This window comes from Pyrococcus woesei (assembly GCF_050496105.1).
Taxonomy (GTDB): domain Archaea; phylum Methanobacteriota_B; class Thermococci; order Thermococcales; family Thermococcaceae; genus Pyrococcus; species Pyrococcus furiosus.
The window spans coordinates 244151-258109 of sequence record NZ_CP179867.1; the positions used below are offsets into that span (position 1 = coordinate 244151).

Sequence of the window (13959 nt, forward strand, 5' to 3'; positions counted from 1 at the left end):
ATCCAAAACTTTTTAAACTATTCTCTTTACTGTTGGATGATTAATCCAAGGAGGGAATCACATGAAAAGAGCCATACCTGTATTTCTGCTCATAGTGCTTGTGTGGATTAGTGGATGTATAGGAGGAGGTACCTCAACAATTCCAACAACTCCATCAGCACCAGAAACAACAACAATAACAAAAACAGAAAAAGTAGTGGAAACAGTTACACAAACAGTAACGGTAACCCAAACAATGACTCCCCAGAAGTATCCAATTACAATAGTCGATTCACTTGGAAGAGAAGTTAAAATAGAAAAGGAGCCAGAGAGGATAGTTTCTCTTGCCCCCAGCATTACCGAGACTCTGTACTTTATAGGAGCACTTGATAAGGTGGTGGGAGTTACAAAGTTCGACGATTTCCCACCAGATGTAAAGGAAGGAAGGACAATAATTGGAGGATTTTCTGATCCAAACATAGAGGTAATTGCATCCTTAAATCCTGACCTCATAATAGGAACTAGTATGCACATGCAGTATCTTGACAAGTTACAAGAAATCGCTCCAGTAATAATCGTTGATCCAAAGAACATTGACGAAATCTACGAGTGGATAATCAAGTTAGGAAAAGTTGTTAACAGGGAGGAGGAAGCTGTCGGAGTTGTAAACTATATGAAGGCTATAGTGGAGGATGTAGAGAGTAAGGTCTCAAATGCCTCCAGGCCAAAAGTCTTCTACCTTTTAGGTTACTGGGATGGATACTGGACGACAGGAAAAGGAACATTCATAGATAGCTTAATAACAATGGCTGGGGGAGAAAACATCTTTAGCGATATCGAGGGATGGAAGAAAGTCAGCGCAGAAGACATAGTGGCGAGAAACCCTGAAGTGATCATAATTTCATACCACGCAGGCGTTAATCCAGGAGATCTATGCAACACACCTCTAGCAAATACAGACGCTGTGAAGAATGGGAGAGTTTATGTAATTAGTGATGACAACATAATATCCAGACCTGGGCCAAGAATTGTTCTAGCACTTCAAGAGATAGCATATTTCATTCATCCCGAAGCATTTAACTACGCTTACCAACCCAAGGCTTGTGCCGTTGCTTCTTCATGACTTTTTCTTTATTTTTTAATGAAGACTTATTGTGGGTAGAGTGGTTATAGCTAAGCTTAAGAGACCACCAATTAAGAGTGCGGGAATTGTAGATTTTTTATCTATTCCCAGGACATAGGCAGCTAATGAACCAGTCCAAATGCCTGTCCCAGGGAGAGGTATTGCAACAAAGACTACTAAACCCAAAAAGCCCCATTTTTTTACATATGGACTGGCTTTTTTCCTAGTCCTTTCTAAATAATAGATGTAAAGCTTAGATATTTTTCCCAGGGGGGTAGACATCAAAAGCTCCATGATTTTATCGATGTAGGGAAGGGCATAGGGAAGTACCAAGGATAAGATTATAACCCCTAAGATAGCAGCCATTATACTTTCAAAAATTCCATATCCGCGTTGGATTCCATAAACAACAGCATACCTCCCTTCAAAAGTTGGAATGAGTGACATCACAAAAACTTCTAAAAAGCTCATATGTATCACCCCCTCTAAATTAGTCCAGCCTCGTAGAGAGAATGATATGCTTTTAAAAGAGCTTGTTGGAGCCTCTTAGGACCAAAATTCTTTGCCGCTTCTCTCAACCCCTTTTCTAAAATTCTAGTAAGGATTATTCTAATGTCTTCACCCAAGTTCAGCCTATCAAAATTCTCTAAAGTTAATCTCGTAATTTCATAGGGATCCCTATAGTTTAACCCTTTGAGAAGTTTGAGAGGTATTCCTTCCTTTAAAGGTCTTATGTCCTCAAACTCAATTATTGTAACTTCATCTTCTCCGTAAAGCTCTCCGTATATTCTCGATAACTCCCTAACTAACTCTTTCACATCCGAAAACCCATCTAACTGGGCGTCCTGGGTTGTTAGCTCCTTAACCTTCTTTACCCTGACATCTTTTATTCTGGCCTTAGCTATTGCAGTGTCACTTGGGGTTATCACTATGTACACTTCACTCCCAGGTTTCGCCTCATACTTCCCGTATCTGATTGTTGTTACCTTATCACCCCTCAGGATTTTCCCTTTGTATTTATTATCCAGAAGAATGAACTTCCTTATCTGAACCGTTTTCACGTTCTAGCACCTCCAGAAGCTGAGGAAGTTCTGTAATTACATAATCAGCGTATTCCTTGTACTCCAGATCTAATTCAGCATACTTTCCATACTTAAACCAGACCGTCTTCATGCCCACGTTTTTAGCTCCATATATATCGGAATATAGCCTATCTCCAACCATAATAGCCTCCTCTGGTTTCACATTGAAGGCCTTTAAGGCCTTCTTAAATATTTTTGGATGAGGTTTCTTAACTCCCTCAAAGTCTGAAATTATAACGTGCTCAAAGAAATCATCAAGCTCCAATCTCAGAATTTTTTCCCACTGTTTTATTGGATTTCCATCTGTTATGATCCCAGTCATGTAACCTTCTTTCTTGAGTCTCAATAGAGTTTTCCTAGCCCCAGGAACTTCTCTAAGATAAGTGAACTTTGTATTGTGATAGGCTATAACTCCAGCCGCAACCCACTTCGGATTGTATTCCAAATCTAACCTCCTGAGAAGATAATCAAAGTGATAAGGGAAATTACTTCCATACTCTTTTATTAGTTCCAAAAGCTCGTTATATGCGGTATCAAAATCAACAGGCATTCCATGCCTGATCATGTTTTCAATAGCATTCTTTCTAGCTACTTCAGCTAATTTGCTAGTATCAACCAAAGTATCATCCAAATCAAAAAATATCACCTTGATTCTCCTCATGACAACTCACAAAAATAAGTGAGAAAAAAGAAATTAAAAACTTCACTCCTTCATTGGTAGGCCATAGTCGAAGGAGTAGTAAACCTTCTGGTACTCTAGCCTGAAGTAGTAGACATCCTTTCTGACCTTCTTTGGATCTTCCTTATCTATTAGAACTCTCTTGATGAAGTGGGCGATTTCTCTCATTTCATCTTCCATCATTCCAACTCTTGTCATCTCTTGAACTCCAATTCTTAATCCACTGGGCTCGTTGACTTTTTCAAGTGGATCCCATGGAAGTAGGTTCTTGTTGAGGATTATTCCAGCTTCTTCAAGAAGTGGAGCAGCCCATCCTCCACCGGCTGGGTGTAGGTCACTTACGTCCACTATAACTTGGTGGCTCTTTGTATAGCCTTGATCTTCACCGATAACCTTGAACCCCTCTTCAGCCAAAGCTTCAGCAAGAGCCTTAGCATTCTTAACTATCTGCTTTGCATACGCTTCACCATACTCCAACATTTCTGCTGCTGTAATAACCTTACCAGCCATGTGGTGAAGGTGGTGATTGCTCACTACTCCTGGGAATATTGCCCATTGTAACTTTGCTATTGTTTCATCGTCTGCAAACTTTTTGTAGAGTATAACTCCACCCTGAGGACCTGGGAATGTCTTGTGTGTTGAAGCTGTCATTATGTCTGCTCCTTCCCTAAGTGGATCCTGGAACTCTCCTCCAGCTATGAGACCTAGTACGTGAGCGGCATCATAGACAACAAAGGCACCAACCTCCTTAGCCACTGGAGCTAGTTCCTTTACTGGGTGTGGAAATGGGAATAGTGAGCCACCAAACATCACTATCTTTGGTTCTAACTCCCTTATCATTTTCTCTGCCTTATCAACATCGATGTTAAAGCTCTCAAAGTCAAATGGCCAAGTGTGTACTTCTAGTCCTCTCATTCCAGCAGCTCCGAAGGGCATGTGGCTTATGTGACCTCCGTGGCTAGTGTGAAGAACTATAACCTTGTCACCTGGTTGTCCAAGACCAAAGAATACCGCCTGATTTGCATTAGTTCCAGAAATTGGTCTTAAATCAGCGTAATCACTCTTAAATAACTTTGTGAATAGCTCTACTCCAATGAGCTCAACCTCATCAACGTATTTACATCCCTGATAGTACCTCTGCTTCGGCCAGCCCTCAGCATACTTGTGCATGAAGCCTGAAGCAACGGCTCTGTTTACACTCGGGGATGTTATGTTTTCACTTGCAATGAGGTTTATAGTGTGGCTTCTCCATTTTTCATGCTCCTCTATAAAGTTTAGAACCTTGTCTCTATACTCCTTATATGTCATCGAAAATTCACCTCGATACACTATTTCATGATCATATAATTTAAAGGTTTGCCCAGGAAATTCGATAATTGTTGAGTTTACTATCTTTTTCACAATCTTTACTAAGAAGAAAACTTGACAAAATGTCTTTTAAAAACTGATGCCAAGACAAAAACTATGGGGGGAGAAACAATGGAAAATGTTATTGAAGCAGAGGATCTCACGATAACTTACAATGGAAAAGTTGCGGTGAAAAATTTAACATTCAAATTAAAAGAGGGAGAAACACTGTTATTGCTTGGGCCAAACGGAGCTGGCAAAACTACACTATTAAAAGTTATAGCCGGAATTCATTCGGAATATACTGGAAAAATAACTGTTTTAGGGAAATCCCCAAGGGAAAGTAGAGGGTATGTGGCATATGTTCCCCAAACCATAACCTTGAATTCGGAAATTCCCCTAACAGTGCTAGAAGTCGTGACCATGGGAGGATTGTATAAAGAAGGAATCGTCCACTTTAACGTTCCAAGTGAAATAGTTAAGAAAAGCTTGGAAGTTCTTGGATTTTTAGGAATTAAAAACCTGGCAAATAAACCATTTAGAGAATTAAGTGGAGGACAAAAACAGCGAGTTATAATAGCAAGAGCCCTAATGTCTGATCCAAAAATATTGTTGCTAGATGAACCTATCTCCGCATTAGATCCAAAGGCAAAGGCCACAGTTACTTCAACGCTCTCCAAGATAAAGGAGGAATTAAACCTAACGATGATAATAACTACTCACGATGTTAATCCCCTCATAGAAATTGGAGACAAAGTTATGCTGATAAATAAAAAGTTGGTGGCCTTTGGAAGTCCAGAAGAGGTTCTGAGAGATGAAGTTATCAGCACAATTTATGGCCCCTCATCTAAAACCGTCAAAGTTGGAGAAAGGGTGTACTGCATAATTGGTGACGTTCATTTAGGAGGTGGGAAAATATGATCGACGAGTATCTAGTTAGGGCAATATTTGCAAGCCTAATTACAGGAGTTTTGCTCGGTTTTCTTAGTCCCTTGATAAATATGAAAAGAATAGCCTTTTTAACCCATGCAACATTTCATTCCCTTTTATTAGGAGCCATCTTGGGAATGATAGTGGGGTTAGTAACTAACAACTTAGAGCTAATTTTTCCTATTTCCCTAGTAGTTGTTGTTATTACCACCTTAATCATTGCCAAACTCGAATTGGCGGGCTATTCCCCAGATACTTCAGTCGGAACTATGACTGGGATTGTTGCAGGGCTAACTCTTCTCGGTTTTGGAGTGTTATATAAAGTTATGGCTTCCAAGCCATACTTCGGTCTATCAGAGAGCATTGTGAGTTACCTTACTGGTGAAATATTCTTAACTACTTTCAGAGATCTCTGGATATTGACAATTGGGGGCGGAATAGCATTAATGCTAATGCTTGCCTTTTATAGGGATTTTGTTTACCTAAGCTTTGATCCCGAAGGTCTCGAGAGTCATGGAGGAAAGCCGGGGTTATATCTTGTGATTCTATATCTTTTAGTTGGAGCAATCGCGGGGTTGATTGTAAAGACAGTCGGTTTAATAACACTCCAAGTACTTTCAGTCTTGCCTGGGGCCATAGGGATAAGGATCGCAAAAAACATCAGAGAGCTTGTTTTCATAAGTCTCTCCTTAACATTAATAATCCAACTTTTCTCGGTAATTTTTGGCTATTACTCTAACATTCCTCCCAGTGGAGTTGCCACAATAATCTTGGGTATAATCTATGGAGGAATAATATCCAGGAGGAGAGAATAATGAAAATAGGGGGAATTGACGAAGCAGGAAGAGGACCAGCGATAGGGCCATTAGTAGTAGCTACTGTCGTCGTTGATGAGAAAAACATTGAGAAGCTCAGAAACATTGGAGTAAAAGACTCCAAACAACTAACACCCCATGAAAGGAAGAATTTATTTTCCCAGATAACCTCAATAGCGGATGATTACAAAATAGTGATAGTATCCCCAGAAGAAATCGACAATAGATCAGGAACAATGAACGAGTTAGAGGTAGAGAAGTTTGCTCTCGCCCTAAATTCGCTTCAGATAAAACCAGCTCTTATATACGCTGATGCAGCGGATGTAGATGCCAATAGATTTGCAAGCTTGATAGAGAGAAGACTCAATTATAAGGCGAAGATTATTGCCGAACACAAGGCCGATGCAAAGTATCCAGTAGTTTCAGCAGCTTCAATACTTGCAAAGGTTGTTAGGGATGAGGAAATTGAAAAATTAAAAAAGCAATATGGAGACTTTGGCTCTGGGTATCCAAGTGATCCAAAAACCAAGAAATGGCTTGAAGAGTACTACAAAAAACACAACTCTTTCCCTCCAATAGTCAGACGAACCTGGGAAACTGTAAGAAAAATAGAGGAAAGCATTAAAGCCAAAAAATCCCAGCTAACGCTTGATAAATTCTTTAAGAAACCTTAGAAAGTCTATCCACAACCTTCCATATTCTTTGATCCACTCCCAGTAGATCTTCAAAGATTTTTCGAAGTACTCCCACTTTATTATTTCATAGCTAATGACTCCCATGGCAACAGCTGCAGGCGGAATTAGTGGCGTTGCATAGAATATAAATTGCGTTTTTCCTCCCAAAAGATACTGAAGTGCAAAGAATCCCACTATTGACCAGAACATCCAGAAGATTTCTGCAAGTCCTTTTACTTTTCTAGAAACATAAGGAACTGCAAATAGAAATGCAATCATTGAGACCATAAGAATTGGATCTGTAACTGCGTATACATCTGGATTGTAATGGAATGGGAAGGGTTTTGCAGAGAAGAACCACATCCAAAATGGAGCTTCTGCTGGATGCTCCCCCTTATAACTTAAATGCCAAGCAAAGCTTGATAAAAATTCTTGTAGCCATGGAATAAACCCAATTGCCTTTATAATTGGCAACTCTGGTATTAAAAAGCCAATTATTGGGAGTATTATCCCAGATATGAGAAGTTCCTTTAGCCCTTTCTCCCTAATAATTTTTACCCAGAGAACTGGAAAGACAAAGGCCCCGCTCAATTTACTTGCTGCAGCTAACCCAAGGGTAAAGCCCGCAAGTCTAAGTCGATTTAGAACAATGAAGAACAAAAACAACCCAACAAAGAACGCTACATGAATATCAAGCATGGCAACTATGCCCGTTGAGAATAACAACGGATCTGCAGCTATAAAGAGGGAGGATATCGAAGTTGCAAGGTAACTCTTTGTAAGTCTATATGTAACGTAAGCAACAATAATTACCAATATGAAATGCTCTATTATACCTGGAACCCTCCAATAGAAAGGCTTATCCTCAATCAGCATTCCCAGAGCGATTAAATCTTTTCCCAGGAATGGATGCTCAGTATTTAGATACTTGTGAATGTTCTCCTTATCTGGATACCTATACCCGGGAATTACAATTATTCCCTCTATCTTCTCCACATCCCTCAGAAATGCTTCAAAATTTCTCTCTGGAATTTTGTAGTATACCGCGGGAAACTCACTATAGTATTGATACTCAACAAAGACATGCTTATAAGCTACTTCCCACACTTTGAGCTTCAAATCTTCCCATCTGCTTTCGTTACGAGTATAATTGAAAGGAATTATCTCAACTTTAACCCCAAGCTTCTTTGCGAATTCTGGGATCTCGGGATAATTCCTATACAGCCCTTCAAATTTTAAACCATGGAAATTGACTATAACTTTTCCCGAATATAACGGTTCTTTAAATATGATATTTACACCCGAAGTATCGTTTTCCACGTAGCTAACTTTAATACCCAGGAGGGCAAGCATGTTCCTTGTTGCAGAAACATACCACACTTCATCCCCCATATAGTCATCGACTTTAGCCCACTCAACCATATAATAAGTGGAACCAATAAGAAGAAGAGATAGGTAGGAGAAAAACAGTATTTCTCTCCACTTTTTCTTTAATATAGAGTCACCCATACTTCTTCACCTCTACGGTATCCCTCCACATCCTCCGGAACAACAAGGTAGGCATTGCTTTGGACAAGGGAACTTATAATTCCGCTACCTTTCTTCTTTATCACTTTTGCCTTTCCATCCCTATACATTACCCTTACAAACTCATATCTGCCCAGCTGACTTGGGACGTCATCTTCAAGCACGGCCCTAACCTTCACTTCGTAATCCTTAGCTCCAACAAGCTTCGCCAAGGCATGTTTAACGAACAAGTGAAACTGAGTAAAAACAGCTACTGGATAGCCACTCATTACGAAAACTCTTTCTCCATACCCTATGGGCCTTCCAGGCCTTATTGTAGTTCCATGGAAGAGAAGATTAACAAACTTATGGGCATAATCCATGTCTCCAAAGGCAGAACCTCCTGTTATTAGCACAAGGTCGCATTCCCTCTTAGCTTTCTCTAGGGCAGATCTAATCAGGTCTTCATTGTCTGGTACCACTCCGTATAGAATGGGTTCCCCAAAGTATCTCTCGACTAATGCTGATAGCATTATTGAATTTGTATCAACGATTTTGCCTTTCTCAAATTCTTCTAAACTTGGCTCTTGCACAAGCTCGCTTCCAGTAATAATTATCCCAACTTTAGGTTTCACCTTTACTGGAACCTTTCTAATACCCAAAGCCTTCAGCAAAGCCAAGTCTTGAGGCCTTAGTATTGTCCCCTTTTTGAGAGCAATATCTCCCTTCTTTACATCTTCCCCAGCAAAAGATATGTTCTGCCCAGGAGCTACTGGTCTTAGAACGTAAATTTTGCTACCTTCTCTCTTGACCATCTCCTGCATTATAACAGCATTAGCACCCCTGGGAATTTTACCTCCTGTTAAAACTTTAATTGCCTTTCCAGCTATTACTTCTTTGTTTGGGTTCTCTCCAATTGGGACTTCCTCTATAACCTCTAACTCTACTGGAGAGTATTCCCTCGCCTCAAACGTATCCTCAGCTCTTACTGCATACCCATCGACTGCAGCTCTGTCAAAGGGAGGCAAGTCATATGAAGCAACAATATCTTCTGCCAGAACTCTTCCTAGAGCATCTTTAAGCGGAACATATTCAACTTCTTCTATCTCTTTCAAGTCGTTGAGAACAATGGACAATGCCTCTTCATAGGGAGTAAGCCTCTTGAACTCCATTTTACCACCAAAACATAAAAGTAATATGAAGATAAAGAGTTTACTGATGCCTTCTTAGGAGGGAGAGATAACTGAGAAATGTCCCAGTTGAGATAGTATCACCAAGGCCAACCGTAGATACTGGATTTGGAACGAGTCTCGTTGGCACTATGACAACTTTGTATTCTTTTAGTCTCAATTTTCTTTTTGCCTCTTCAAATCTCAGTTTTATGTATTCACTCCTTTCATTATAGGGAACACTCATTCCAACTTTCACATCTCTTGGGTCATTTATATCTCCTAGAGAAGCCCTAGTAGCTGCAAGTATAGTTCCAAAGTCAAGACTCCTCATTAATTCTTCTTCGCTTAATGGATTGTCCCTGTGAGTTATGTACATGAGGTAATATATCGTGTGAACTTGCAAGATCTCAAAGTTTAGCTCATCAAGTATTATCATTCCGCCAAGTATCGCATCCTCAATCCTGTTGTACATAAATATCCTATCAGCTAAATCTGAATACCCTAGGACACTTAGGATGTAAGCAATTTCTGCCTCATCCATTCCAACGCTATCCACCATTGGAAAGATATTGTTCACGACCTTCTTCCTCAGTCTTCTGTCTTGAATTGACGCAAATTCAACGTGGATCTTAATATCTTTGTTCTTCTTAAGCAGTCTGATGTCCTCTTTTGCTCTTCTAAGATAGTAGTTTGCATCTTTACCATCCGAATATTGAAGCCTTATTCCCTGATATCCAGAGAGAATTGCACCATCAACCATTTCACCAATTTCTGGCAAAAACTTTCTCAATTCATCCTTAGTTTCTATCCTACTAATTGATTCAAATCTTGAAGAGACAATAAATCTTCCCGAATGGGGAACTTCGATAACCTCGTCTCCGAGCTTAAACCTTGTCCCCTTCCTAAATTCAAATATCCTATTAACCTTCAGGGGATCACCTTCTCTATAAGCACTTTGAATAGGCTTCAGAACTAGTTTGTCTTCCTCGACTACTGGATACAGTATCCCTTCCTTGAAGAGTTCTGCAAGTCTCTTCGGAAGAAAGGGGGTGTAGGCTATTACCTTTTTAACTTTCAACCCTACAAGTATATTCGCAATAATTCCCGCCTGCCCACCTATTCTCTCTGTATCATATTTGAAAGTCTTGTCAAACCATTGATGTAACTCCTCGTTAACGAGGGGAACTGCCATGGGCTTTCCTGTCTTGAGTGCATGCACAAGTCTTGCGACAAAATCTAACGGTTCATTAATTTCTCTGGGATATTCTTCTAGCCTTCTCTTTATTTTATCGGGACCAAATTCCTCTATTAACCTTTGAATTATTTCAGCATTCAGGTTTACGATAGCATCAACATTTGCATTATAGGCAGTATATATTCCGAGCTCTCTGACTTCATCTATCATGAATACCACCCTCAGTGTTATTTGACCAGGGATATAATAATGAGATTATTTAAAAAACTTTTTCAATTTAGATGCCTAGGGAGATAAAAGAGATCCAAAGTAGGTGGTGGAAGTGGCGAGAGACGAGGTAAGAAGGATACTTCCAGCAGATATAAAAAGAGAAGTTCTAATTAAAGATGAAAACGCGGAAACTAATCCTGATTGGGGATTTCCTCCAGAAAAAAGGCCAATAGAAATGCACATTCAATTTGGAGTCATAAACTTAGACAAACCTCCAGGACCAACAAGTCATGAAGTAGTTGCCTGGATTAAGAAGATACTAAATCTCGAAAAAGCAGGACACGGAGGAACTTTAGATCCCAAAGTTAGTGGCGTGCTTCCTGTGGCACTTGAAAAAGCCACAAGAGTAGTCCAGGCCCTACTTCCTGCAGGAAAGGAATACGTAGCATTAATGCATCTTCATGGGGATGTACCAGAGGACAAGATAATTCAGGTAATGAAAGAGTTTGAGGGAGAAATAATTCAGAGACCCCCACTTAGAAGCGCTGTGAAAAGAAGACTTAGAACTAGAAAAGTTTACTATATTGAGGTTCTTGAAATAGAGGGAAGAGATGTTCTCTTTAGAGTAGGAGTTGAGGCAGGAACGTACATAAGATCACTTATTCACCACATTGGCCTGGCCCTTGGAGTTGGCGCCCATATGTCTGAGCTGAGAAGAACAAGAAGCGGACCATTCAAAGAAGATGAAACTTTAATAACCCTTCACGATCTTGTGGACTATTATTACTTCTGGAAAGAAGATGGAATTGAAGAGTATTTTAGAAAAGCAATACAGCCGATGGAAAAGGCGGTTGAACACCTACCAAAGGTCTGGATAAAAGACTCAGCAGTTGCAGCTGTAACTCACGGAGCTGATCTGGCAGTTCCTGGGATAGCTAAGCTTCATGCAGGGATAAAAAGAGGTGATTTAGTGGCAATTATGACATTAAAAGATGAGTTAGTAGCTTTAGGAAAGGCCATGATGACGAGTCAAGAGATGTTAGAAAAAACAAAAGGAATAGCCGTTGATGTAGAAAAGGTATTCATGCCTAGGGATTGGTATCCAAAGTTATGGGAAAAAAGAGATAGAAGCTAAATTCATGATACTCTTGTTTTTTCTTTTCTCAATGAATATGTGAGTCCATAAGCTGGCCATAACCCAGGGGGCTGAGAATAGTGATGGAGGTTCCTTAAAATTTTTTCTGCATCTTTTCTTGTTTTGGCTTTTATTATTAGCTTCCCTGGCCTTAAGATAACTTCCGCTCTTGGGAGATGTAAAAGAATCTTATCCCCCATAATCTCTGGCTTTGCTCTCATGAGCAACTGCCTAAGTTCAGCATAGGCATCGTCAGTTATTTCCTGTTCAAGAACTTCCTCACTGGATTTCCTAAAAAGCCTGCTCAAAAAACTACTCGACTCTTCCTCCTCCATTGCCGTTCAATACCCCCCGGAAATTGTATACTTTCCAATTTTTATTGAGGACAACACTCTTTTTAAGGTTTTCTCAATATAGAAATAAAAAATTACGAAAAGAGCTAAAGAATCATCCTAGCATCTACGGCAATTGCTGAATCCTCATATGCGAAGATTGGATTTATGTCAATTTCCTTGATTTCTGGCAACTCTAAAGCTAGCTCTCCAACCTTTACAATTATGTCAGCAAGAGCTTCAATGTTAACGGGTTTCTCTCCTCTAGCTCCAGCAAGAATTGGATATGCTTTAATTTCCCTAATCATTTCAAGAGCATCTTCTTTTGTTATTGGCGCCACTCTGAAGCTAACATCTTTAAGAATTTCCACAAATATTCCACCAAGACCAAACATCACTGCAGGTCCAAACTGTGGATCTCTTATCATACCTACTATAACTTCTCTTCCCAGGGGGAGCATTCTGTAGATTATAACACCCCAGAGATCTGCATCGGGCTTGTAATTTCTTGCGTTTTGCATTATAGTTCTAAAAGCTTCTCTAGCTTCCTCGTCATTCTTGATGTTTATCTTCACTCCACCAGCATCGCTCTTGTGGATTATCTGAGGTGAAACTATCTTCATGACAACTGGATATCCAATCTCTCCTGAAAATTTTACAGCCTCTTCCTCGTTTCTAGCAACTTTAAACTCAGGTACTGGAATTCCATAAAGCTTCAGAATCTCCTTGGCCTCTGGTTCAACTAGTGGTCTATTTTCAGCTTTTGCCTTTTCGATAATTTCCCTAGCCTTAGCAACCCTGTCCATCTCAATTCACCTCATAATCTTGACAATTCCAAATAATTTCATGTAGTTAAAAGTATTTCCATTTTTTAAACCATTCAAGTGTTTCCTTTAACCCCTCCTCTAGAGAATAAGAAGGCTCGAATCCAAGCTTTCTAATTTCATTTATATCTGCAACACTTCTCTTTATATCCCCAGGCCGTTCAGGAGCAAATAAAATTTGAGAAGAGGAGCTTGTGAGGTCTATAATCTTTAAGGCCAGCTCAAGTATCGATGTTTCCTTTCCAGTGGCAACGTTGAAAATCTTTCCATTGGCTCTCTCTTTCTCAGCAACTAATAAATTGGCCTGAACGACGTCTTTTACATATATAAAGTCCCTCGTTTGCTTTCCGTCTCCAAAGATAACTAAAGGTTCATTTTTAAGGGCATTCTTCATGAAAATGCTTATCACTCCAGCATATGCTGAACTCTGCCTTGGACCATAAACGTTAAAATAACGAAGAATAACACCAGGGACTCCATAGAGCTCGTAAAATACCCTAACATAATGCTCTCCTGCCAATTTGCTAACTCCATATGGAGATATCGGCTTCGGTAGATAATCCTCCTTAAGTGGAAGGTTCTTATTCTCTCCATAAACAGCAGCAGAAGATGCAAAAATTATCTTTCCTGACCCCTCACTTAGGGCTTTCAAAATATTCAAAGTTCCAATAACGTTGACTTCATCCGTAAAGATAGGATCCCTAACACTCTCCTCAACGCTTATTTGAGCAGCCTCATGGAAAACATAGTCGGCTTCCCTTATTATCTCAGCTATTGAAGAGTAATCCCTTATATCAGCCTCAATGAATTTTGCACCCTGGGGGATGTTTTCAATTTTTCCAGAGTACAGGTTATCAATAACAATAACTTCATTCTCTTCAACCAAGGCCTCAGCTATGTGGGATCCTATGAACCCCGCTCCTCCCGTTACAACAACTAACTTATTCTTCATTTTT

15 protein-coding genes are annotated in these 13959 nt (G+C 39.8%); 5 read left to right on the plus strand and 10 right to left on the minus strand.

Annotation, left to right across the window (positions count from 1 at the left end; all coding sequences use genetic code 11):
* Positions 1-61 precede the first annotated feature (61 nt).
* On the plus strand, positions 62-1102 hold the full coding sequence (locus tag ACMFNG_RS01455; protein ID WP_014835570.1) for an ABC transporter substrate-binding protein: 1041 nt from the start codon (positions 62-64) through the stop codon (positions 1100-1102).
* Between the two features lie 15 nt (positions 1103-1117).
* On the opposite strand, the gene ACMFNG_RS01460 is transcribed toward ACMFNG_RS01455, so the two are convergent.
* Genes ACMFNG_RS01460 through glyA form a run of 4 tightly spaced genes read right to left on the minus strand, consistent with a single transcriptional unit; the run spans position 1118 to position 4171 of the window.
* On the minus strand, positions 1118-1573 hold the full coding sequence (locus tag ACMFNG_RS01460) for a COG2426 family protein (protein ID WP_011012916.1): 456 nt from the start codon (positions 1571-1573) through the stop codon (positions 1118-1120).
* A gap of 14 nt (positions 1574-1587) precedes the next feature.
* Complete coding sequence (locus tag ACMFNG_RS01465) at positions 1588-2163, minus strand: ASCH domain-containing protein (protein WP_011012917.1); 576 nt, start codon at positions 2161-2163, stop codon at positions 1588-1590.
* The gene (locus ACMFNG_RS01470) at positions 2123-2845 is read right to left on the minus strand and encodes a TIGR02253 family HAD-type hydrolase (RefSeq protein WP_288073401.1); all 723 of its coding nucleotides are present in this window, start codon (positions 2843-2845) and stop codon (positions 2123-2125) included. Before ACMFNG_RS01470 ends, ACMFNG_RS01465 begins: the two co-directional genes overlap by 41 nt.
* 42 nt (positions 2846-2887) lie before the next feature.
* A complete protein-coding gene (gene glyA / locus ACMFNG_RS01475; protein ID WP_011012919.1) occupies positions 2888-4171 on the minus strand; it encodes a serine hydroxymethyltransferase in 1284 nt (427 codons plus the stop codon).
* 171 nt (positions 4172-4342) lie between these two features.
* On the opposite strand from glyA, the gene ACMFNG_RS01480 reads away from it, so the two are divergent.
* Genes ACMFNG_RS01480 through rnhB form a run of 3 tightly spaced genes read left to right on the plus strand, consistent with a single transcriptional unit; the run spans position 4343 to position 6629 of the window.
* Entirely contained in the window at positions 4343-5131 is a 789-nt protein-coding gene (locus ACMFNG_RS01480; protein WP_011012920.1) for a metal ABC transporter ATP-binding protein, read from the plus strand.
* Entirely contained in the window at positions 5128-5955 is an 828-nt protein-coding gene (locus tag ACMFNG_RS01485; protein WP_011012921.1) for a metal ABC transporter permease, read from the plus strand. The genes ACMFNG_RS01480 and ACMFNG_RS01485 overlap by 4 nt, the downstream gene beginning before the upstream one ends.
* The gene (gene rnhB / locus ACMFNG_RS01490; protein ID WP_011012922.1) at positions 5955-6629 is read left to right on the plus strand and encodes a ribonuclease HII; all 675 of its coding nucleotides are present in this window, start codon (positions 5955-5957) and stop codon (positions 6627-6629) included. Before ACMFNG_RS01485 ends, rnhB begins: the two co-directional genes overlap by 1 nt.
* Here rnhB and ACMFNG_RS01495 read toward each other — a convergent pair.
* The 3 genes from ACMFNG_RS01495 to pfkC are packed head-to-tail and all read right to left on the minus strand — an operon-like array spanning position 6597 to position 10712.
* Positions 6597-8138, minus strand: a complete 1542-nt coding sequence (locus tag ACMFNG_RS01495) for a hypothetical protein (RefSeq protein ID WP_011012923.1) — start codon at positions 8136-8138, stop codon at positions 6597-6599. The two genes, rnhB and ACMFNG_RS01495, sit on opposite strands and share 33 nt — an antisense overlap.
* Positions 8120-9307: a molybdopterin molybdotransferase MoeA gene (locus tag ACMFNG_RS01500; protein ID WP_011012924.1), complete on the minus strand. Its 1188-nt coding sequence runs from the start codon at positions 9305-9307 to the stop codon at positions 8120-8122. Before ACMFNG_RS01500 ends, ACMFNG_RS01495 begins: the two co-directional genes overlap by 19 nt.
* Positions 9308-9347: 40 nt before the next feature.
* On the minus strand, positions 9348-10712 hold the full coding sequence (pfkC, locus tag ACMFNG_RS01505) for an ADP-specific phosphofructokinase (RefSeq protein ID WP_011012925.1): 1365 nt from the start codon (positions 10710-10712) through the stop codon (positions 9348-9350).
* Between the two features lie 112 nt (positions 10713-10824).
* Between pfkC and ACMFNG_RS01510 the strand changes: the two genes are divergently transcribed.
* Positions 10825-11847, plus strand: a complete 1023-nt coding sequence (locus tag ACMFNG_RS01510) for an RNA-guided pseudouridylation complex pseudouridine synthase subunit Cbf5 (RefSeq protein ID WP_011012926.1) — start codon at positions 10825-10827, stop codon at positions 11845-11847.
* A 2-nt stretch (positions 11848-11849) separates the two neighbouring features.
* Here ACMFNG_RS01510 and ACMFNG_RS01515 read toward each other — a convergent pair whose 3' ends face one another.
* From ACMFNG_RS01515 to ACMFNG_RS01525, 3 genes are all read right to left on the minus strand, one after another.
* Positions 11850-12182, minus strand: a complete 333-nt coding sequence (locus ACMFNG_RS01515) for a hypothetical protein (RefSeq protein ID WP_011012927.1) — start codon at positions 12180-12182, stop codon at positions 11850-11852.
* Between the two features lie 104 nt (positions 12183-12286).
* Positions 12287-12985, minus strand: coding sequence for an acetate--CoA ligase II subunit beta (gene acdBI, locus ACMFNG_RS01520; RefSeq protein ID WP_011012928.1), 699 nt, complete (start codon positions 12983-12985; stop codon positions 12287-12289).
* A 46-nt stretch (positions 12986-13031) separates the two neighbouring features.
* The gene (locus ACMFNG_RS01525) at positions 13032-13955 is read right to left on the minus strand and encodes an SDR family oxidoreductase (RefSeq protein WP_011012929.1); all 924 of its coding nucleotides are present in this window, start codon (positions 13953-13955) and stop codon (positions 13032-13034) included.
* Between the last annotated feature and the right edge of the window lie 4 nt (positions 13956-13959).